21 protein-coding genes are annotated in these 19,904 nt (G+C 70.3%); 8 read left to right on the top strand and 13 right to left on the bottom strand.

Annotation, left to right across the window (positions count from 1 at the left end):
* From VF647_13695 to VF647_13745, 11 genes are all read right to left on the bottom strand, one after another.
* A partial coding sequence (locus tag VF647_13695; GenBank protein HEX8453151.1) for a hypothetical protein occupies positions 1-933 on the bottom strand: 933 nt, incomplete at its 3' end.
* A 40-nt stretch (positions 934-973) separates the two neighbouring features.
* Positions 974-1,135: a hypothetical protein gene (locus VF647_13700; GenBank protein ID HEX8453152.1), complete on the bottom strand. Its 162-nt coding sequence runs from the start codon at positions 1,133-1,135 to the stop codon at positions 974-976.
* Positions 1,136-1,139: 4 nt separating this feature from the next.
* Positions 1,140-2,060: a hypothetical protein gene (locus tag VF647_13705; protein ID HEX8453153.1), complete on the bottom strand. Its 921-nt coding sequence runs from the start codon at positions 2,058-2,060 to the stop codon at positions 1,140-1,142.
* A gap of 49 nt (positions 2,061-2,109) precedes the next feature.
* Positions 2,110-2,580, bottom strand: a complete 471-nt coding sequence (locus tag VF647_13710) for a phage tail protein (protein HEX8453154.1) — start codon at positions 2,578-2,580, stop codon at positions 2,110-2,112.
* 1 nt (position 2,581) lies between these two features.
* Positions 2,582-5,572: a hypothetical protein gene (locus VF647_13715; GenBank protein ID HEX8453155.1), complete on the bottom strand. Its 2,991-nt coding sequence runs from the start codon at positions 5,570-5,572 to the stop codon at positions 2,582-2,584.
* Between the two features lie 13 nt (positions 5,573-5,585).
* Positions 5,586-6,044 (bottom strand): phage tail protein, encoded by a 459-nt coding sequence (locus VF647_13720; protein ID HEX8453156.1) that lies wholly within the window; start codon positions 6,042-6,044, stop codon positions 5,586-5,588.
* 98 nt (positions 6,045-6,142) lie between these two features.
* Positions 6,143-8,077, bottom strand: a complete 1,935-nt coding sequence (locus VF647_13725) for a phage tail sheath subtilisin-like domain-containing protein (protein HEX8453157.1) — start codon at positions 8,075-8,077, stop codon at positions 6,143-6,145.
* Positions 8,078-8,093: 16 nt separating this feature from the next.
* Positions 8,094-9,029 (bottom strand): hypothetical protein, encoded by a 936-nt coding sequence (locus VF647_13730; protein HEX8453158.1) that lies wholly within the window; start codon positions 9,027-9,029, stop codon positions 8,094-8,096.
* Positions 9,026-9,622 (bottom strand): DUF4255 domain-containing protein, encoded by a 597-nt coding sequence (locus tag VF647_13735; protein ID HEX8453159.1) that lies wholly within the window; start codon positions 9,620-9,622, stop codon positions 9,026-9,028. Before VF647_13735 ends, VF647_13730 begins: the two co-directional genes overlap by 4 nt.
* A complete protein-coding gene (locus VF647_13740) occupies positions 9,619-9,924 on the bottom strand; it encodes a hypothetical protein (GenBank protein ID HEX8453160.1) in 306 nt (101 codons plus the stop codon). The genes VF647_13735 and VF647_13740 overlap by 4 nt, the downstream gene beginning before the upstream one ends.
* A 597-nt stretch (positions 9,925-10,521) precedes the next feature.
* Positions 10,522-11,166, bottom strand: coding sequence for a response regulator transcription factor (locus tag VF647_13745; GenBank protein ID HEX8453161.1), 645 nt, complete (start codon positions 11,164-11,166; stop codon positions 10,522-10,524).
* Between the two features lie 505 nt (positions 11,167-11,671).
* Here VF647_13745 and VF647_13750 point away from each other — a divergent pair.
* Positions 11,672-11,983: a helix-turn-helix domain-containing protein gene (locus tag VF647_13750; GenBank protein ID HEX8453162.1), complete on the top strand. Its 312-nt coding sequence runs from the start codon at positions 11,672-11,674 to the stop codon at positions 11,981-11,983.
* Positions 11,984-12,538: 555 nt separating this feature from the next.
* Here the strand turns inward: VF647_13750 and VF647_13755 are convergent.
* Complete coding sequence (locus VF647_13755; protein HEX8453163.1) at positions 12,539-13,495, bottom strand: hypothetical protein; 957 nt, start codon at positions 13,493-13,495, stop codon at positions 12,539-12,541.
* Positions 13,496-13,872: 377 nt separating this feature from the next.
* Between VF647_13755 and VF647_13760 the strand changes: the two genes are divergently transcribed.
* The 7 genes from VF647_13760 (at position 13,873) to dbpB (ending at position 19,312) form a co-directional block, all read left to right on the top strand.
* Positions 13,873-14,121 carry a helix-turn-helix domain-containing protein gene (locus VF647_13760; GenBank protein ID HEX8453164.1) on the top strand — a complete coding sequence of 83 codons (249 nt, stop codon included), beginning with the start codon at positions 13,873-13,875 and terminating at the stop codon, positions 14,119-14,121.
* Between the two features lie 10 nt (positions 14,122-14,131).
* Positions 14,132-14,842, top strand: coding sequence for a 7-cyano-7-deazaguanine synthase QueC (queC, locus tag VF647_13765; protein HEX8453165.1), 711 nt, complete (start codon positions 14,132-14,134; stop codon positions 14,840-14,842).
* Between the two features lie 80 nt (positions 14,843-14,922).
* The gene (locus VF647_13770; protein HEX8453166.1) at positions 14,923-15,537 is read left to right on the top strand and encodes a hypothetical protein; all 615 of its coding nucleotides are present in this window, start codon (positions 14,923-14,925) and stop codon (positions 15,535-15,537) included.
* 4 nt (positions 15,538-15,541) lie between these two features.
* Positions 15,542-15,910: a 6-carboxytetrahydropterin synthase QueD gene (gene queD / locus VF647_13775; protein HEX8453167.1), complete on the top strand. Its 369-nt coding sequence runs from the start codon at positions 15,542-15,544 to the stop codon at positions 15,908-15,910.
* Positions 15,910-16,887 carry a hypothetical protein gene (locus tag VF647_13780; protein ID HEX8453168.1) on the top strand — a complete coding sequence of 326 codons (978 nt, stop codon included), beginning with the start codon at positions 15,910-15,912 and terminating at the stop codon, positions 16,885-16,887. Before queD ends, VF647_13780 begins: the two co-directional genes overlap by 1 nt.
* Complete coding sequence (gene dpdA, locus VF647_13785; GenBank protein HEX8453169.1) at positions 16,884-18,140, top strand: tRNA-guanine transglycosylase DpdA; 1,257 nt, start codon at positions 16,884-16,886, stop codon at positions 18,138-18,140. Before VF647_13780 ends, dpdA begins: the two co-directional genes overlap by 4 nt.
* Before the next feature lie 23 nt (positions 18,141-18,163).
* Positions 18,164-19,312 (top strand): DGQHR domain-containing protein DpdB, encoded by a 1,149-nt coding sequence (gene dbpB / locus VF647_13790; protein ID HEX8453170.1) that lies wholly within the window; start codon positions 18,164-18,166, stop codon positions 19,310-19,312.
* Positions 19,313-19,461: 149 nt separating this feature from the next.
* Here the strand turns inward: dbpB and VF647_13795 are convergent, their stop codons facing one another.
* Positions 19,462-19,872 (bottom strand): hypothetical protein, encoded by a 411-nt coding sequence (locus tag VF647_13795; GenBank protein HEX8453171.1) that lies wholly within the window; start codon positions 19,870-19,872, stop codon positions 19,462-19,464.
* Positions 19,873-19,904: the final 32 nt, after the last annotated feature.

Below are 19,904 nucleotides of genomic sequence, written 5' to 3' on the forward strand. Positions count from 1 at the left end.
ACGCGCATCGCCCTCCGCCACCCCCTGGCCCACCACGAAGCGGCGTGCCGCGCGGGCGTAGTGCGCCTCGGCCAGCGCGCGCGCCTCGTCCACGTTCACGGGAAGGTCGTGCACCACCTGCTGGTCGCGCGCGGCCAGCGCGGACTGCAGCACCGATCCGCCCGCGTCGCCGCCGTTCAGCTCCGCCTGCACCACCGTGTCCGTGGCCCGGTGCGACACCGCGCGCTTCCCCGCCACGTCCCACCCGGCGACGGTGAAGCCGGTGGCCTGGTGGGCCAGGTCCGCCGTCACGGAGAGCTCGATCAGCGCCTGCCCCACGGTGAGGGTTGCGCTGCCGGCGTCGCGGGCGGTGCGCGGCTTGGCCTTGAGCGTGTCGCCCTCCATCCACAGCTCGGCGCCGGCGGCGCGGGCGCGCTCGCGGGCCAGCGCCAGGTCGCTCTGGTTCACCTGCGCCACCACGCGGTGCGTCGGCCCGCTGAAGTCCACGTCCGCGCGCAGCGAGTGGGCGCTGGCGATGCGGCGCACCACCTCCGCGTCGCTCACGTCCTCGAAGGTCCGCGTGCGCCGCGTCATGCGCAGGTCCTGCAGGCGGTCCTCGGCCAACACCAGCAGCTCGGGCGGCCGCGCGCCGGAAAAGCGCGCCTCGATCGCCGTGATCCGTCCCTCGAACACCGTCCCCGCCCCATCGCCGGCCCCCATCTCGATCTTGAGCGTCTTTCCGAACTCCAGCACGTCGCGGCCGAAGTAGAGGAAGCCCACGGCGCCGTTCTTCGGTCCCCAGTTGATGAACGTGGCCTCGCAGCGGTACAGCCCCTCCGCCGTCTCCTCCACGAACAGGTCCTGGACCTGGGCGGCGAGCGCGGCCTCCTCGCGCCCGTCGATGGAGATTCGGGGGCGGGAAGCGTAGATGCCGGGAGCGCCGGTGTCGGGCATGGTCCTCGGGAAGCGGGAGAGAGGGAGTCGTGCGCGGGCGTCAGTGCGCCAGCAGGCGGAGCTGGATGCGCGTGCGGCGCTCCTGCAGCTCGGCGTGGACGCGCGGGGAGACCGGCGGGGCGGGCGGCTGCATCTCCGCGCCGCCGCCGGAGGCGGGCTCGGGAGCCAGCACCACCTCCATCTCGTTCACGATCACGGGCATGGCGTCACCTGCGGATGGATGTGGATGCGGTGGCGGAGATGGACGCCCCCGCCAGCGACGCGGAGCCGCCGACCGAGGCACCGGCGGAGAATCCCGCGGACCCCTTGAGCGACGGGGCGGTGGCGCCGCTCAGCCCCAGCGATGCGGCGGCGGAGACGGAGACGGTTCCGGAAACGTCCAGGAGCTTGCCGGGGGGCACCAGGCGCGGGTTCTCGATCCCGTTGGCGAGCGCCACCTTCTTCCAGTCGCCCACCCCCGCCTTGGAGGAGGCCCCCTGCACCGTGTCGCCGTCGCGCGCCGGCTGCATGGGACGGGTTCCCGGCGCCGCCGACCCCTTGCCCCCCGACGCCGCCCGCGCCGCCTCGGCCGCGGGCGAGGTGACGCCCTTGTTGGGGTCGCCGAACTCGATCGCCAGGTCCTGCTTGCTCAGGTTGAGCGACATGCTGGCGCGCAGCGGCTTGCCCTCTTCGGAGAAGTACTCCAGCGACTCTTCCAGCGAGTCCACCGTCCCCTTGAACATGAACGTCCCCCACTGGAACTGGACGCCGGGGGGAAGCAGCCCCGTCTCCCCGTCCTTGGTGGTCTCCTGCGGGGTCATGAAGTAGGTGACCTCGCTGGTGAGCTTGCGCACGTCGCCCCCGGGGTCGGCCGCGCCGGCGGGGAGGGGAAGCTGCACGTCGAACCAGAGCTGCAGCGAAAGCTTGGTGGCGCCCTTGCCCACGAACTGCGTGGACGAGCCGCCGGGCTGGCTTCCCCCCGCGTTCTGGTTGCTGAAGGAGACCTTGAGCGTCTCGGGGTTGAACTGCACCACCACCTTGCGTGGCTCCCCGCCGTCCTTGTTCTGCTCCTTGAGCGCCCCGTCGCTCCCCGGCCACAGCTCCGTGAGCACCGCCTTGGCCAGCGCCCGTTCCTTTGCGTTCGGCATCGTCCTCCCTATTCCCTATTCCCTATTCCCGATTCCCCATTCCCCGCCCCTAAAGCAGCCGCAGCGCCTCATACGCCACCTGCATCTCCTCGATCGCCAACTGCCCATCCTTGGCCGAAAACGCCGGCGCCTTCAGCTTCACCGGCAGGCACCCCTCCAGCCGGAACTGCATCTGCACCGTGCGGTCGCCGCCCATCACCACCACGCTGGCGGTGCCGCGCAGGCCGCCGCCGCCGGGGGCGCTCACCGCCTCGAACCAGCGCCACAGGTCCACGTTGGCCGTCATCCCGCGCTTCAGGGTGAGCTGACCGAAGTCCACCGGCCCGGCCATGTGCACCGGCCCCGCGTTGCGCCCGCCCTCGCGGATCGTCTTGGGCTCCATGCTCATCTCCAGCCCGTCGACCTCGCTGAACGCGGCGTGGCACAGCTTGTCCGCCACGCCGGGCACCTGGATCTCCACCTCGAAGTTGAAGGCGGTGAACGGGTGCGCCGCGGCGTCGGAGGCGTCGAAGGCGCTCACGTCAGCGCTCCTGCACGGTGACGCCGGCGCCGGTCTGCACCAGGCGCACGGTCAGGAAGGCCAGTGGGCGCGAGGGAGCCACCCGCAGCTCCACCACCAGCCGCCCCAGCTCCACGTTCGCCGCCGGGTTCACCGTGTCGTCCGTCACCACCCGGAACCCCTGCTCGGCCACTGCGCCGGCGAAGGCGCCGCGGGTGAACATGTCGGCCAGCAGCGTGTCGAACTGGCGCTGCACCAGGCGGCGGAAGGAGGCGTCGTTGGGCTGGAAGACGTAGAGGTTCCCCTCGCGCAGGGCGAGGCGGCGCAGCAGGATCAGCAGCCGGCGCACGCCCACGCCCGAGAGCTCGGCGTCGTCGGAGAGCGTCTCCTCGCTCCACGCCATGAAGCCGCGGGGGAAGGGGGCCACTGCGTTCACCCGCCGCCCCAGGAAGGCGCTGCGCGCGGCGGCGCCCAGGCGGGGCTCCAGCGCCACCACCCCGGCCAGCGGCTGGTTGGCGGGGGCGGCCCACGCGCCCAGCGCCAGGGCGCGCGCCGCCAGCACGCCGCTCACCGCGCCGTCTGGCGGAATGGCGCGCGTGGGCTGCCCGGACGATGCGGGCGCCACCACCGTCCACGGGTGGTAGAGCGCGCCGAACGACAGGGTGCGCGCCGCCTGGTCGCCCGGCTCGGCGGAGCCGGCGCCCAGGCTGTCGGCGAGCGCGGCCGCGTGCGCCAGCGCCTCCTCCTCGCGCATGCGCACGGGGAGGGAGATGACGGTGAAGATGTCCGAGCGTGCCGCGCAGAAGCGCAGCATGGCCTGGTGAAGGACGGGCAGCAGCGCGGGGTCGGCGGCGGCGTTGCTCTCCCAGCGGGGGGCGGTCGGCGGGGCGTACGCGACGGTGGCCGACCAGGGGCTCTCCTCGCCCCCGCGCCGCGCAGCGGCGCGGAAGTACGCGGCCCCGTCCGGCGCCCACGCCTCGTACTGCCGCGCGGGCCCCGCGTACAGCCGCGTGGGCGCGCCGAACGACGGCTCCACCGAAGTCTCCAGCACGAACGCGTCGCCCGGGCCGCTCCACGTGAGCGCCAATCGCTGCTCCTCCACCGCCACCGGATCGAGCACCGGCGCCGGGAGAGCGGCGGCGCCACAGGCGCGGAAGCGGTCGCGCGGCACCCCCTGCAGCCAGCTCTCGGACCAGGCGCTGCGCCCGGATTCGGCCTCGGCGCGCACGCGCAGCCAGGTGGCCGCGGGGCAGGGCGCCGGGCGCAGCAGGCGCGCGGCTGGGTTCCGCGTGTTCGTGCGCCGCCCGCCCCGCCCGAAGCGCGGGTCGGACGAGTCTTCCAGCACGTAGCCGGTGGCGCCCGCGACCGCGGTCCAGGCCACCTCCATCACCCCCTCATCGCCATCGGGACCGGTGACGGAGGTGATCGCGGGCGCATCGGGGACGGCGGGCGGGGCGTGTTCGCTCCCCTCGCGCCAGCTCCACCCCGTGTGCACCGCGTCCGGCATGGCGAGGATGGAAGCCTCCTCCACCGGGAGCAGCGCGTGCATGCGCGTGGGGCGCACCCCCGGCCGCTGCTGGTACTGGCGCTGGAAGGCGGTATCGAGCAGCGTCTCCGCCCCCTCGTCGGCGAGCGCCGCGTCCAGGAACAGATTCACGTCGAAGTGGTGCAGGCCGTCGCGCTCCAGCGCCGTGGCGTTCCTCACCTGCGCCGGCTGAAAGAGGTCGTCGCGGGGAAGGGCCAGCAGACCCAGGGGAAGGTAGACGTCGCCCGCGGTGCGCCGGGGCGCGGCCAGCGGGAAGCGCGGGCGCCCCAGCTCGGCCCACAGCGGCGCCGCCACCCCCCGCTCCACGGCGCCCCACAGCGCGGGCCCCGCGATGCCGCGCGCCACCTCCTCCACCGGCTCATAAAGAAGCTGGTCGGGGGGAAAGAGGCCGAAGTAGCGCGGGTGCCCGGGCGCCAGCGCCACGTCGGCGGCGCGCAGCAGCGACTCGGTGGTGCGGCGCGCCCACAGCTCCGCCGCGGCCAGCGAGGCCACCCACGGCTCGGCGGCGACATCGCCCCACGCGGGCCCCGTCTTCAGCATCCCCCAGGCGCGCCGCACCACGAAGGTGCGCGCCGAGTCGCCCCGCTCCTCCTCGTCCACCAGCAGGAAGATGGAGCTCCGAAAGGGGGCGGGCGGCGCGGCGACCTTGGCCACCAGCCAGCACCCGGGGCGGATCCCCGCCGCGTGCCCCTCGGAGAGCGACACCCGCACCTCCCCGTTCCCCACCTTCCAATCGAGCGCGGCGACGGCGCGGGTGCGCCCCGCGCCCAGGAAGGCCAGCGAGACGGGCGCCTGCGCGGGAAAGGCGCCGGGAAGGAGCGAGCGGAACCAGTAGCCGTCGCCAGCCGCGCGCAGCTGCTCGGCCTGCCGCTCGGCGCGGGTGCGGTCCGCGTCGTCCGGGGCGGGGCGCGGGGGAAGGAAGGCCACCGTGCCGCTGGCGGGGTAGTCCACCCGCAGCAGGTCGCGCGTCTCGGGGCGCAGGAGCCGGAAGCCGTGCGCCACCCGCTGGACCGCGCTGGCGGGGAGGCTCTTGCGCAGGGTGGTGGCGTTCACGCTCACCGCGTCCGCCCAGCTCCCGGGCGACGACGCGCGCGCCCACGCCGCCCCGGCCACGGCGCCGCCCCGCCCGCGCAGCACGCCGGGCACCAGGAAGCGCGCCGCGCGGGGGCGGCGCGCCAGGCGCAGCACCCAGCAGCGCCGGCCCCCGTTGCGAAAAAACTCGCGCACCGCCGGCGCCAGGTGGGCGTACGTGGTCTCGCCGCGCACGGGGTCCCACGCCAGCGGCAGCTCGCCGCCGAAGATCTCGCCGAAGCGCACCACGTCCTCCACCGCCACGGGAATCCCCACGGGACCCGAGGCGGCGAAGCCCGCGAAGGCCGCCACGTCCATCCGGGGGAGCCCTGGGGGCGCCGGAACGGTGACGGTCTCGAAGCGGATGCCGGGAAGGCGCGGCGCGGCGGTGGCCATGGAGCGGTGCCGCCTACTCGAGGTCGATGCGTTCGGCGGCCAGCACCAGCTCCTCCACCGCCACGTCGGTTCCCTTGCCGCTCAGCGAGGGGCCCGTGTACTTGGTGGGCCGCGCGTTGGTGAGCTTCCACGCCTGCACCGTCTGCGTGTGGTCCTCGCTCTGCAGCTCGATGGTCACCGTGCGCAGCGCCGTCTGGCTTCCGTCGCGCACCTCGCTGATCCAGTTGTACAGCGTCTCCAGGTCGCCGATCAGCCCGCGCTTCAGGGTCACGTCGGGGACCTTGTAGGTGCCGGTGATCTTGAGGGGGGCGTTGTCTTTGGAGTTCCCCGCGCGGTACTCCGCCACGGTGATCTCCATCCCCAGTCCGCTCACCTCCTGGAACGCCGCGCGGGTGCTGGCCGCGTCGGGGCCGTTCTCGATCACCACCCGGAAGTTGAACTGGTTGTAGGGACGCTCGCGTTCTACGGCCATCGTTGGCTCTCCTTGCGAATTGCCTCGCGCGGGGGTGTGCTGCGCGGATCAGGGGTCCGGGGCGGCCGCGCGGGGGCGCGCGGCCGCGGGCCCGGTGCTCACGCCTTGCGGTCGCCCGTCCACTGGCCGATGCGGAAGATCACGAACTCCGCGGGGCGCACCGGGGCCACGCCGATCAGGCAGATCAGCCGGCCGTTGTCGAAGTCGTTCTGCGTCATGGTGCTGCGGTCGCACTTCACGAAGTAGCTGGTCTCCGGCTTGTCGCCCATCAGGTGGTTCTGCTTCCACTCGTTGTACAGGAAGTCCTCGATGGTGCGCCGCACGTTGGCCCACAGCGGCTCGCTGTTGTTCTCGAACACCACCCACTGCGTCCCCCGCTCGATGCTGCGCTCCAGGAAGGCGAAGTAGCGGCGCAGGTTCACGTACTTCCACTCGGGATCGCTGCTGATGGTGCGCGCCCCCCACAGCCGGTTGCCGCGCCCCTCGAAGAAGCGGAAGCAGTTGATCCCCTCGGGGTTCAGCACGTCCTGCTGCCCCTTGTTGAGCGAGATCTCGAAGCCCAGCGCACCGCGCACCACCTCGTTGGCGGGGGCCTTGTGCACCCCCTTTTCCACGTCGTTGCGCGCGTAGATCCCGGCGACGAAGCCGCTGGGGGGGAGCACGATCTCCTGGTCCGTCACCGGGTCCAGGATGCGGACCCAGGGGTAGTAGAGGGCGGCGTGGCTGGAGTCGAGCTGCGCCCGCTGCGCGCGCACGTCGGCCAGCGCCTGGTCGTTGGCGCTGTCCAGCACGGCGATGCGGTAGCGCATGCGCTCGGCGTGGCTCACCAGCGCGTTGCTCACGGCCTGGGTAGCGGCGCGGGCGTCGTCGTCCACGTTGCCGCCGGCCGAGTAGCCCGGCGCGGCCACGATGGAGATGTCGGAAACGTCCTCCAGCGCCCGCAGCCCCGTCTTGTGGCGCACGTCGGTGTCGTCGCCCTCGTAGTGCTCGGGAAGGGGACGGTACCCGTCGCTCCCGCCGGTGAGCGCCACCTCGAACGTCTGCCCGCTGGCCGCCGGCACGTCCGCTCCCACGGCGGGGGTGAGCTGGTCCAGGAGCAGCCGGGCCACCTCCGCGCCCTCGTTGAGCGTGGGGGCGAACTCGAACGTGACCGGCGTGCGCAGCGACTGGGCGCGGTTGGGGATGTCGGCGGCGAAGGTGGTGCCCACCGAGCGGCGCCCCTCCGGGTGCAGCCCCAGGTTCTCGAAGGTGTCGCGCCGCAGCACGTTCCCCACGCGGTCCACGAAGGTGACCTCCACGCTCACGCTCACCACGTGCACGCTGTCGCGCCCGGTGCCCTCGGCCACCAGCGTAGCCAGGTCCCACGCGCCGCTCCCGTCGCCCGGGTGCAGCCGCCAGTTGCTGCGCCCCAGCACGTCGTCGAAGTAGCGCTCGGCGCGAAAGAGCATCCCGCCCGCCGGCGTCACCCCGGCGGGGCTCCCCTGGTCGGCGATGTAGACCACGTCGTCGGGGTTCACCCCGCGAAGCACGTTGAAGGTCACGCCGCTCACCGGGTCGCGGTCGGTGGCCAGCACGTTGCCGCCCACGCGGAACGCGAACGAGACGCGGCAGTCGCCGGCGCGCCCGGGGTAGCGGGCCCGCAGCGTCAGGTCGCCGATCACCGCCGTGGCGCGCCCACCGGAGGTGGCCAGCGCCAGGTCGTCGCCCACGAGCGGCTGGTCGTCCTCCGCCTGCGGCAGGGCGTAGATGCGCGACACGTAGAGGCGCTTGCCCCCGTTGTCGAAGAAGTTCCGGACGCCGTGCGCCAGGTAGTTGTGCGCGCGCTCCGTCTCGCCCACGTACTCCAGGCGGTCCAGCCCGCCGAAGACGCGCTCGAACTCGGCGAAGCTGGTGACCAGCTCGGGAAGCCCGTCGGCGGGGCCGTAGCGGGCCGGGCCCACGAAGCCGGCGGTGCTGGTGCTGACCCCCTCGATGCTCTTTGCGCGGAAGCTGGTCTCTTCCACGTACACGCCGGGGGCAAGGTATTCGGGCATCTTCTGCTCTCCAGGGTTACGGGGGCGACGCTGCGGCGGAGATCCACAGGCGAGGGAGGAGCGCGGCCCCGCCGGCCGCCAGGGTGCGGAGCACCAGCTCCTCGCCGTACACGAGCTCCGCCGTGTGGTCGTCCACCGGCGGTTGTCCATCCTCCTGCCAGAGCTGCGCGGCGCGCTGCTCGTCCAGCACGCTCTTGATCGAGGGGCGCTCCGGCCACGCGCTGTCCACGTCCGTGCAGCCTGCGAACGGGAAGCGCAGCGCCCCCGGCTCGTACCACGCCTCCACGGACACCGGCCAGCGGTTCCCCGCCGGCGCGCCCTGCCCGCTCCCGGGAGGCGAGCCCAGCCGCAGCCGGTCCACCGAGGGAACGGGGAGCACCAGGAGCGCGCGCCCCTCCTCGTCGGCCACGGCCGTGTGGGTCACGCCCTCCACCGTGGCGCGCAGCACCGCCCACGCGGCGGGGCGCTCGAGCTCCGCGTCCCACAGGTCGGCGCGGACGGTGGCGGCGCTGGCAGGCACCGGCCGCGCGGGCGACGAGAACAGGTAGGCGCGCCCCGCGGGCCCCGGCACGCTGGCCGCCGACGCGCCCAGGAACTCGCCCCGGTAGCCCAGCGGCAGCGTCACCGAGAAGGCGGTGGGCAGCCAGCGCCCGGCGGGGTCGTCCACCGCGATGGCGTACTCCTGCGGCGGCCCGGCCAGCTCCGGGTGCTCCTCGTCCGCCGCCGGAAGCTCCTGCTCGCGGCGGCCGGGAAGGGCGGGGAAGGAGTACACGCCCGACCCGCTGCGCACCGCGCGCACGGGGGGAAAGCCGCCCCCCGCCAGCCACGCGAACACGCGCAGCGAATCGGTCACGGGTACGTCGAAGGCGGCATCCCAGAAGCGGATCCCCAGCGGCGAGAACGAGCGCGTCCGCTCCAGCACGCGGATGCGGGGTGCGAGCGCGCCGCTCACGGAAACGCCTCCTCCAGCACGCCCATCCCGAACTCGCGCTCCTGCACCGGCCCGAACAGCGCGTCGGAGCGGGTCGACTCCAGGTCCAGCGTGCGCGCCACGTAAGGCACGGAGAGCTGGTACGCGTGGTCGATCATCACCTCCCAGATGCGAAAGGTGTCCTCCACCGACAGGTCGGTGAGGGAGATCGTGACGGTCTCCTCGGGCTGGAACACGCCCGGGCGGTAGGAGTTGAGGAGCCCGGCCGGAAGCACGGGGTTGTCCTCCAGCACCCGCATCATCCACCCCGCGATCTCGTGCTGCAGCGACGCCTTGCGCGCCCACGCCGTGGCCATGAAGTGCAGGTCCACCGGCAGCCGGGTGCGCTGGCGGCGCCCGTCCAGCGTGCGGCCGGCCGGGTTGCGCGCGCCTCCGTTGTGGTAGACCCGGTACAGGAAGAGCGACACCCCCTGCTCCATGGGATGGTTGAAGTCGTCCGATACGTAGACCTGGAAGTCGAGCACGGCGCCGTTGAACTCGGCCGGGTCGTAGCTGGCTCTCAGCAGGCGGACCACCGCCTCCATGGCGCTCGCGATCGCCGCGTGTGTGCTCACCGCGCCTCCCCGGGCGCCGCGGCGCGCACCGCGGCCAGCAGGCGCTCCCGCCCCAGCTCACCCAGCGGTGTGCGGTGCGGGCGAAGCTCGTAGAGGAAGGCGTGGCGGGCGTCGCCGGACAGGGCCAGCACCCGCGTGCGGGGGGAGCGGTAGAGCATCAGGGCGGGGACCGTATCGTTCTCGGGGGATGGGTCGGTGATCACCACCACGTCGGCTTGAGCCGGGATCTCTCGTGTGTCGTCCACGGACGCGCCGTCCAGCAGCACCAGGTCGGGCGCCTGGGCCAGTATCTCGCGGAGCACGTCCCGCAGCACCGGCGGCTCAACCGCGAGGGCGACACGGATCAGGGGGAGGCTCCTGGAGAGGCGTGGCCTGGGGCGGCATCCCGGCCGCCCATACAGGATGCGCGCGGCGCCCCCTCCGCGAATGGGCCGATGGGTGGGGGTGAGGGTGCACGCCGCGGCCCGCACCCCCGGGACACTTGCGCCCCGCCCGCCCCCACCACGTGAGGCACGCGTGGTACGCATCCGCGATGGCCGCACGCGCGCCCTCCTGCATCGGGCTCGTCCAAGTGAACGAAGCGCCTGAACCGTTGGATCTAGACCACGGTTCCAGGGGGATAGTGGATCGCGGGCGGGGAAGTCTCACGCGGAGGCGCGGAGACGCGGGAGGAAACAGCGACTGCATGGCTCACACGGAGCCACAGAGAGAACCGCAAAAAGGTTATCTCTGTCGTTCTCTCTCTGCGTCTCCGCGCCTCCGCGTGAGACAAAGCTGTTCAGGATGCAGACCGATCTCCTCTAAATGGTATCACGCGCCAGCAGTACGTCATCGGGCCGCCCCCCGACGTGGAGGGCGGCCCGAAGTGGATCGCGTGAACCGGCGATGGTGGATCGAGCTCAGTAGCGCGAGCCGGACCCGGACAGTTGCAGGGTGCGCAGCAGGGCGCCGGCCTCGCCCCGCGTCGGCACGTCCAGCTTCTCCAGGATGTGGTGCACGTGGTTCTTCACCGTCGCGGGCTGCAGGGCCAGGGTGCGAGCGATATGCTTGTTGGTGAGCCCGCGGCTGATCAGCTCCGCCACCTCGGCCTCGCGAGGAGTGAGCTGCACCCCCGGCGGCGCCGCGCGACCCGTTCGCGCCAGCGCGGCAACACGGTTGGAGAGCAGCGCCGCCACCCGCGCCGAGCACTCCAGCTCGCCGCGCGCGGCGCTCAGCACCGCGCGCGCCAGGTGCTCCAGCGATCCGTCGCGCCCCACCCACCCGGCCACCCCCGCCTCCACGCACGCCATCACCGTGTCCTCGTGCTCTTCGTCCACCGCGAACACGACCGCCTTCACCGTGTGGGGGATGTCGTGCACCAGCTGCAGCGCCCCCGGCATGGACACGTCCAGCAGGACCACGTGCGGCGCGCTCTGCTCCACGCAGGCCAGCACCTCGCGCGCGTCGCCCGCCGTCCCCACCACGCGCACCCCGGGGCTGCGTTGAAGGCCCTGGCTGATGCCGTCGCGGTACAGGCGCACGCTGGCGGCGACCAGCGTCCGCACCTCGTCCTCTCCGTTGGATGGGAAGCGTGGATCAGTCTGGCTGGCGGGTGGGCACATGAGGACCGGTCATGATGAGTCGCCCGCGCCCCCACGATTCCGGCGCCTGGGGACGGCGAGCACCGCGTCCTGCGCCCGGGGGATGCGTGGGCGCTGGGACGGGAGTGCGGGGGGATGGTCGCTGGCCGGACGGCGGCGGCATCGCGCGGGACGGAATCCTTTGCGCCACCGTTCGTCCGTATGTACGTTGCAGTCGTCGGGCGAAACACAATCGAGTGTCCGCCGTCCTGTGTCCCAGGATGCGCCAACCGCCTGGATGCGACAAGTGACATTTTGTGACCAGTTTTCTGCGCGGTCCACCTCGGCCGTGATGGACGGAGGCCTCTGTGCCCCGCCGCCCGCTGCGCCGCCGCCCCGGCGCGCATCGGCGGAAACGCGCGCGATCCCGCCCTCCGCGCCCCCCGCGAGCGGCGCGGTTCCGCGGAGCGCCGAGGAATGGAACGCGCTGATGAGTGAGTTCATGGAGCACTGCCTTCGCGCCGGCCGCGCACCGCGCGTGGCAGCGATGGCGCGGATGCTGGACCTCTCGCGCGAGCGCCTCACGCGGGAGTTCGGCGCCGCCACCGGCCGCTCCCCCGCCGAAGCCTTCCGCCAGCTCCAGGTGCGCCGCGCCCAGGAGCTCCTCGCGACCACCTCCCTCTCCACCGGCGAGATCGCGCGACTGGCCGGCTTCGGAAGCCCCCGCGCCTTCTACCGCACCTTCCTCCACTGCGCCGGCGCCACCCCCACCGAGTTCCGCCGCCTCGCGCGCGAAGGATAGAAGACCCGCACGGAGTTTCCGAGTTCAAAAAGAAAGCCTCCCACCGCTGAAGCGATGGAGGCTTCCACTTGTCCGGGCGCCGGAGTCGAACGCTGCCACGCGCTACGGATCGGGTGGGCGCTTTAGCGAAGCTCACGCGGATCTCCGCTTCCTAGGCCACCTCTACGCGAAGCTGCTGTTGACCCCCCCCAGCGCCCTGCCGGGGAGCGCCAATTCACGCAGGGCGGTTTCGGCCGGACCGAGGAGCTGATGGTGGAGGACGCTACGCCCGCGGAGCACCGCCGCCTAGGCGACGCCGCTCGCGACCTAGCCAAGCGTGCAACCGGCGCGCTCGAGTTCGATCTGCGCCCCACACTCCGCAAAGCCACCGTCCGAAACGGCAAAGTGGCGGAATGGGCCGGCAGTCTGGAGGCGGGTGGCCGACAGTAGACGGCGGACCTCCTGCGCCAGCCCCGCCGCTTCATCCGCTGAGGACAACGAAAATAAGCAAAGGCCTCGCCGCGGCAATCGTCTGCCGCTTACATCATCCGCCTGCCCCCGCGCCCTCCACCCGGGTCACTTGTCGTAGATAGCCAGCACGTTCATGTCCGGCTCGGACTTTAGTGTCCCCACCAGCCGGATGCCGTGCTTGAACCCGCGCTTGATGAGGTTGTAGGCGAAGGTCCCCGTGTCGTACTCGCAGGCGGGCGCCACGTGCAGGTGGAGCGTATCGCCGTGCTCGTCAAGCGGCAGGCGGTAGTCGACCCAGCGGATCCGCCCGTTGTCGGACGCCGCCTCTTCCACGACTTCCATGGCCTGCACCGCGCTGAAGTGGGTCTGGAACCATGCCCAGTACTCCCTCCGGCTCTCCTTGAGCGGTTTTTCACCCGTCGACTTCTCCGGGTAGCGGATCGGAACACTCCCCGCTTTTTTGCCGAGCCGGTGAATCAGCTTGTCATACAACTGGATGATCTTGCCGTTCTCGAACTCCGCCGCAGTCGGGATCAGCCGGGTACCCTTTCCCTCACCCGCTTCCGATTCGCCATGAAGGTCGAGGAATACGAACTGGCGAGGAACCAGCTTCACTTCAGCGGGGATGCGCCACCAATCCTGAGCCGGATCGTTCACGAGGCGCAGGCGGTCCACGTGCTTGGATAGGTAGTGGAAGATCAAGTGCTCAAGTTGTCGCTGAGGGTTGGAGATCACACGGGTCTGCGAGGTCTGCGTGATTCCGCGCTTATTCTCTTCGGAGTTCTCAGCCCCCGCTTCCGCGGTCAATTTGAGTCCTGGGAAATATGTGAGCAGCTTCGCCAGACCGCCCAGGTCGAACTCCGCACCCGCCTTTGCGCTCAGTTTGAGTTGGCGGATGTTCTCCTCCGAGAGTTCGACTGTGACCGCGTCCGTCTCGAACTCGGGACGGATGACGGCGTCGTAGAAGCGCCCAATCTGGTTCCGGTCGATGAAGAGAGGCGCGTCCGCGAGCCACCCCAGCATCTCGACCCACGTCTGCTCCTTCGCTGTCACGTTGCTCATCTGCTTCCCCGTCGAAAAATTGGTATACCGGGTGGACCGCCCCGCGGCCCGCGGAGACTAGCGGGACATCAATCTATCACCGAAGAAAAACCGGCGCCAGAACGCCGATGACCAAGTCTCGCATCTGGCGCCACGGGACTCTTGCGACTCGAACACGCCAGCAAGTGCACGCCGTAGGCACGTCAGGGGTCCGACACGTTGGCCTCGCCTGAGCGCCACCGCTCTAAGCGCTCTCCCCAGATGTTAGGTGGCCTTTCTATCCCGAACAACCGCCGCAGGATTGCAGGGAAGAAGGGGCGTGTACATGTTACTCGACGTTACATAGGGTGACGCTATGCAACGCCGTGCAACTTCGTCCCTTTACAACCCGGACCGGCATGCCCATCGAGATCCAGGGGGCGGTCTATCTCACAGCCAATGAGGTTGCGGACGCGCTAGGTGTGTCACGGCAAACCTTTTGGCGTTGGCGCCGCGAGGGAGTAGTGCCCGGCGGCCACACCTTTCGTGATCGTCAGCGGGTCTTCACCCCGTCCGAGCTGGAGCAGGCCCGCGAGTACGCGAACCGCGTCGAACCGCTCGACTCGGCAGGAAGGGAGCAACTCAAGCTCTTCAACGGATCCGCGTGAAGGAGGCGAGATGAAGCCCAGGGCTGTTGTGCTGCTGAGCGGCGGGCTGGACAGCACCACGCTGTTCTACCGCATGGCGGCCGAAGGGTTCGCCCTGCACGGGCTGTCGGTGGACTACGGGCAGCGGCACCGCAAGGAGATGGACTACGCGCGGCGCACCGCGGAGCGCTTCGGCGCCGCGTACGATGTGGTGGACCTCACGAGCGTTACCCACCTCCTCGCCACCTCAGCGCTCACAAACCAAGCGGTGCCCGTGCCCCAGGGGCACTACGAGGCAGAGTCGATGAAGCTCACTGTGGTGCCGAACCGCAATGCGCTGATGCTGGCCGCGGCCTTTGCCGTCGCGGCCAGCGAGGACGCGGTTCGGGTAGCCGCGGCCGTGCACTCCGGCGACCACGCCATCTACCCGGATTGCCGTCGTAACTTCATCGAACTCTTCCAAGAGATGCAGAACGCGTCTCTGGGCACACACATCGAGCTCAGTACACCGTACCTGGACGCGGATAAGGTGACCATCGCCCGCGATGCCCGGCGGCTGGGAGTGCCGCTCGCGGAGACATGGTCTTGCTACCAGGGCGGGGCGGACCACTGTGGGCGCTGCGGGACTTGCGTGGAGCGCGCATGGGCCATCGCTCAGGCTGGGTTCGACGACCCTACAGTTTACGAGGATGCCGGGTACTGGAGGGAAGTGATGGCTGAATCCGCGGTGGTCACGTGGTGAGCGCCGCCTCGCCCCGAGTCCTCCGATCCGCGAGCCCCTCCCCTGTCTGGAACGGAGTTCGCAAGTATGGGGTCAAGGAGGTGTTCCCCACGCTTCAGGGGGAAGGAGCGCAGGCGGGGACCCCGGCGGTGTTCCTGCGCTTCGCCGGGTGCAACCTGGGCCTGGAGGTGTGCCCCTGGTGTGACACGGACTGGGCGAAGGCCGAGCACACCGTAGACGTGGAGGGTACGCTAGCGCTGGTACGCGCCGCCGCTGAGGACGGGTTCGGGGGCGAGCGGCCGGGGCTGCTGCTGGTGGTCACCGGAGGCGAGCCGTCCCTCCAGTTCGATGCGCCCCTTTCCCGGGCGTTGCGCGCGCGCGGCTACCGGGTGAGCATGGAATCCAACGGATCCCGTCCCGTCGACCGCGCGCTGCTGGATTGGCTGACGGTGAGCCCCAAGCAGCCCCGGTTCGCGCAGCGCGAAGGGAACGAGCTCAAGCTCCTCTTCACCGGCACCGCGACACCTGGGATTACGCCGGACGTGGACGCGGTGCGGCGTATGGCAACTGACACCCACTTCGGCCATTACTTCCTTCAGCCGGTGGACCTTCCCGGGACGGGTCCTAACTACGCCGAGGCGATCCGCGCGGTGATGGAACTCGGTCCGCCTTGGAGGCTTTCCGTTCAGACCCACAAAGTGGCGGGGATACGGTAAGCACATGGAGATCTTCAAGGAGTTCACCTTCGAGGCGGCCCACCGGCTCCCCAACGTCCCGGACGGGCACAAGTGCGCGCGCCTGCACGGCCACAGCTTCCGCGTGCGCATCCACGTGCGCGGCCCCGTGCACCCGGTGCTCGGGTGGGTGGCGGATTTTTCCGACATTAAGGCCGCCTTCCAGGCGACTTACGACCGCCTGGATCATAACTACCTGAACGAGATCGCCGGGCTGGAGAACCCCACCAGTGAGAACCTGGCGCAGTGGATTTGGAACGAGGTGGCGGCGGCTCTGCCGGGTCTTAGCCGTGTAGCGGTGCGGGAGACGTGCACCTCCGGGTGCGTGTATCGCGGGCCGGAGGCAGCGGAGTAATGGACACGGTGCCGCGCGTGAACGTGGTGCTCACCTGCACCAAGCGGAAGCGGCACGCCGCCCCGTCGGCGCTCCAGTTGCGCTCATACGCGGCCGACGCGCCAGGCCAGCGTCTCGCCCGCTGGCTCGCGGCACTCGCTGCCTCGGCCGTGGAGGAGCCCCGCGTTCCCTTGTGCGACCTGTATGCAGGCGACCACTGGCAGAAGGGGTGCGAGCTTCCAGCCGCCGCCACCGCACGCGGGATGGATGCGCGGCTGTGGGTCTGCTCCGCCGGGTATGGCCTGGTGCCAGCCGACGCGCCGGTGCGCCCCTACTCTGCCACCTTCTCCCGTGGGAATCCTGACGCCGTGTGGCGATCGGGCGACGGCGGCACCCATGCCCAGGGGGTAGAAGCGTGGTGGCGGGGAGTGTCGGAGTGGGAGGGGCCGCAGCCCGGCGCTCCGCGCACCGTGGAGGCGCTCGCGCGCACTGACCCTGGGGCCGCCGTGTGGGTGGTCGCGTCGTCGACTTACCTCAACGCTATGCGCGCCGACCTAGCCGCTGCGGCGGGTGCGCTGGACGAGGAGGATCGCCTGGTGCTCGTCTCCGCCGGGTGCAGGGGGCTCCCCGGGCTGGAGCGGAACTTCCTGCACTTCGACTGGCGCCTGCAGGGGAGCGGAGGGCCGCTCGCCGGTGCCGCCATGTCGCTGAACGTGCGCGTGGCCCTCCTCCTCCTCCAGGGCGGGTCGGAGACGTCGGCCGACGCCCTCAACGAACGGTTACGCTCCATCTTGGGATCGATCCCGGCGCGCACTCCCGTCACGCGGCGGCGCGTCTCCGAAGCGGAGGTGGAGGGCTACCTTCGTGCCGAGCTCGCCGCCCGCCCGGATGCTCGTAAGACGCCGCTCCTGCGCAAGCTGCGGAGCGAAATGGGGTGGGCGTTCGAGGAGAAGCGGTTCGGGCGCCTCTTCGACCGTCTCCACGCCGTTCATTCATGAAGTTCTTCTTCCCGGACAGCCATGACTCCGTGGATCCCAGCTTCGATTTCGAACTGGAGACCCGGGCCGAGTTCCGCATCCGCCAGCGCGATGACCAGTACGCGCATGAGGTGTTCGCCGACCCGCCCTTCGACGGCGTCCTGGTCTCCAAGGCCATAGTGGACGGCTCCGGGAGCGGCAGCGGAAAGTACTCGCTCGCCCAGCGTCACCGACTGTTCCGCCTCGGTGTGCGGGGGTTCCTGCGCTTGGACGAGCGCCTGGGTGGACGCCGCCTCTCGACGTTGGGAGACTGCGGAGCCTTCTCATACGTGCGAGAGGAGCAGCCGCCATTCACGATCGACGAGGTCTTACAGTTCTACACCCTGTGCGGGTTCGACCAGGGGATCTCGGTGGATCACGTGATCCTGGACTACTTCCCGCTGGGAGAACGCCTCGACGATGCACGGATGCGGCAAAGCATCACCCTGGCGTTGGGGGACGACTTTCTCCGCACCCACAGGTCGCAGGGATGCGGCTTCGAGCCGCTGGGAGTAGCGCAGGGGTGGAGCCCGGCATCGTACGCGGACGCGGTCGACAAGCTCCAGCGGATGGGGTATGATGCCATCGCGCTGGGCGGGATGGTGCCGCTACGCACTCCGGACATCCTGGCGTGCCTGGAAGCTGTCTCCACCGTGCGCCATCGCGGTACGCGCCTGCATCTGCTGGGGGTCACGCGCTGTGATCACGTACTGGAGTTCCAGGGCTACGGGGTCACCAGCTTCGACAGCACCATGCCGCTGCTGCAGGCGTTCAAGGATGCCCGCGACAACTACCACACCATGGCGCGCAGCTACGTCGCGCTTCGGGTGCCGCAGGTGCAGGGCAACCCCCGGCTCCAGCGCCGCATTGCGGCCGGGCAGGTGAATCAGGAGCAGGCCCGGGCGCTCGAGCAGGCATCGCTCCGCGCCCTTCGCGACTATGACGTCGGCCACGCGGAGATCGACGATGCGCTCGAGCCGCTGCTGGCATACGAGCGCATCCACGACGAGAAGGCGGACCGGAGGCGCGCCTACCGCGAGACGTTGGAAGCGCGGCCCTGGAAGGAGTGCCCTTGCGAGATATGCCGGGCACTGGGTATTCACGTGATCATCTTCCGCGGGGCGGAGCGCAACCGGCGCCGCGGGTTCCACAACTTGACTGTGCTGTACGAACGGCTCCACCAGGAGCTTGCGGGGACGAGGACGCGGCGGCCGGCTCTGGCCGTCGTACGATGAACGGGCCACACTCGGAGAGGCCGATGCGAGAGGTCGCCATGCTGCGGCTCCCGGCGCTGGAGATTCGCCAGGGGCCGGAGCGGGTGCTGTACAGCTTCGCCGTGGACGGGAAGCTGCTCCCCAGCTTTACCACGATCTCTCGCGTCCACCGCGACGAGGGGGAGGAGATCCGCGGTTACCAGCGACCGGAGGTCATCTCGCATGTCGCTGAGATCCGAGGGTACCTGGAATCGGAGCGCCCCCTGATCCCTAACTCTGTGGTAGTCGCCTTCGACCGCCGCGTCCGCTTCGAGCCGGTGGACATCCCGTCGGCCGCATCCGGCGACAGCCGCTTCGGCTTCTTGTTTATCCCAGTAGACCCGACGCTTCCCGACGAGACGAAGCCAGGGTGGGTGGTGGACGGGCAGCAGCGTTGCGCCGCCATCCGCGAGGCGCGCGTGGATCGCTTCCCTATCAGCGTCACCGCCTTTATCACCGACGACCAGCAAGAGCAGGTGGAGCAGTTCATACTGGTGAACGCCACCAAGCCGCTTCCCAAGGGGCTGATCTACGAGCTCCTCCCCGGAACGGAGTCGCGTCTCCCGGGCGCGCTCCAGCGCCGGCGCTTTCCCGCGCTTCTGTTGGAGCGGCTGAACCGGGACCACAACTCGCCATTCCGCGGGATGATCCAGACGCCCACCAACCCCGAGGGTGTCGTCAAGGACAACTCCATCCTGCGGATGCTGGAAAACAGCCTTCACGAAGGCGCCCTCCACCGGTTCCGCGACCCCCACACCGGCCGCGGGGACATCGACGAAATGCTGGCCGTCCTCAAGGCGTTCTGGAGCGCCGCGGCCGAGGTGTTCCAGAAGGCGTGGGGTCAGAAGCCGCGCCACTCCCGGCTGATGCACGGTGTGGGAATCGTGGCGATGGGCTTTGTGATGGACGCTATCGCCGATCGTTACCTAGATGCCGGCCCAGCGGAGGCCGCCGCCTTCCGCGCCGACCTGACCCCCCTCGCCGAGGTGTGCCGCTGGACCTCGGGGCACTGGGATTTCCCGGACACCCCGCGTAAGTGGAACGATCTGCAGAACACCTCAAAGGACATTGTCCTCCTCGCCGATTACTTGCTGGAGCAGTATCGCCAGCGGGTCTGGACTCCACAGCGGCTGCAGCGAGCAGGCGTAGGGTGAGGCCCGTACTCCATCAGCGCGAGTAATCCATTGGAACGTTGATCTGAGAGCCAGCAGTGCTATCTAGAATTCAGGGTACCAAACACAACAGCGGTGCCCATGTTTACGGGCGCCGCTGTGACGTGGAGGGGCCGGGTAGCCGGAGTAATTCACTGACGCGGCATGTGCCCGCCAGACCTCGCGCGCCTGTACCGGGCGCGGAAAATGTGTGCCCAGTATCCGAAGATGGTGGTCGGGATGAGCAGCATGGCGCCGACGACCAGATGGACGACGATTCCCCTGCTGTCCAATCCGTCCTTCTGGAGCGCTGCCGCCACCACCAAACTGAGCAGGCTACCCGCGAACAGCATCGCGCACCCGAGCATCACTGCGAAGTCAACGTTGTATTCGTCTAGGCGTTCACTGTTGCTGGCGTTCACCAGACGCACCTCCAGTTCCTCAGGCGCCGGCAACCGAACAGGGGCGGAGAGCGGATGGGCGGCGGGCGCGCCCGGGGCGGGTTCTCTCGGCGCTTCGGTGCCACCTTCCTGCGAGATGCCCGCGTCGTCTTCCAGCGCCATCGGACCTACTCCTGCATCTGTTGATTTTGAGG

Origin of the sequence: Longimicrobium sp., from assembly GCA_036387335.1 — a bacterium.
Lineage (GTDB): Bacteria > Gemmatimonadota > Gemmatimonadetes > Longimicrobiales > Longimicrobiaceae > Longimicrobium.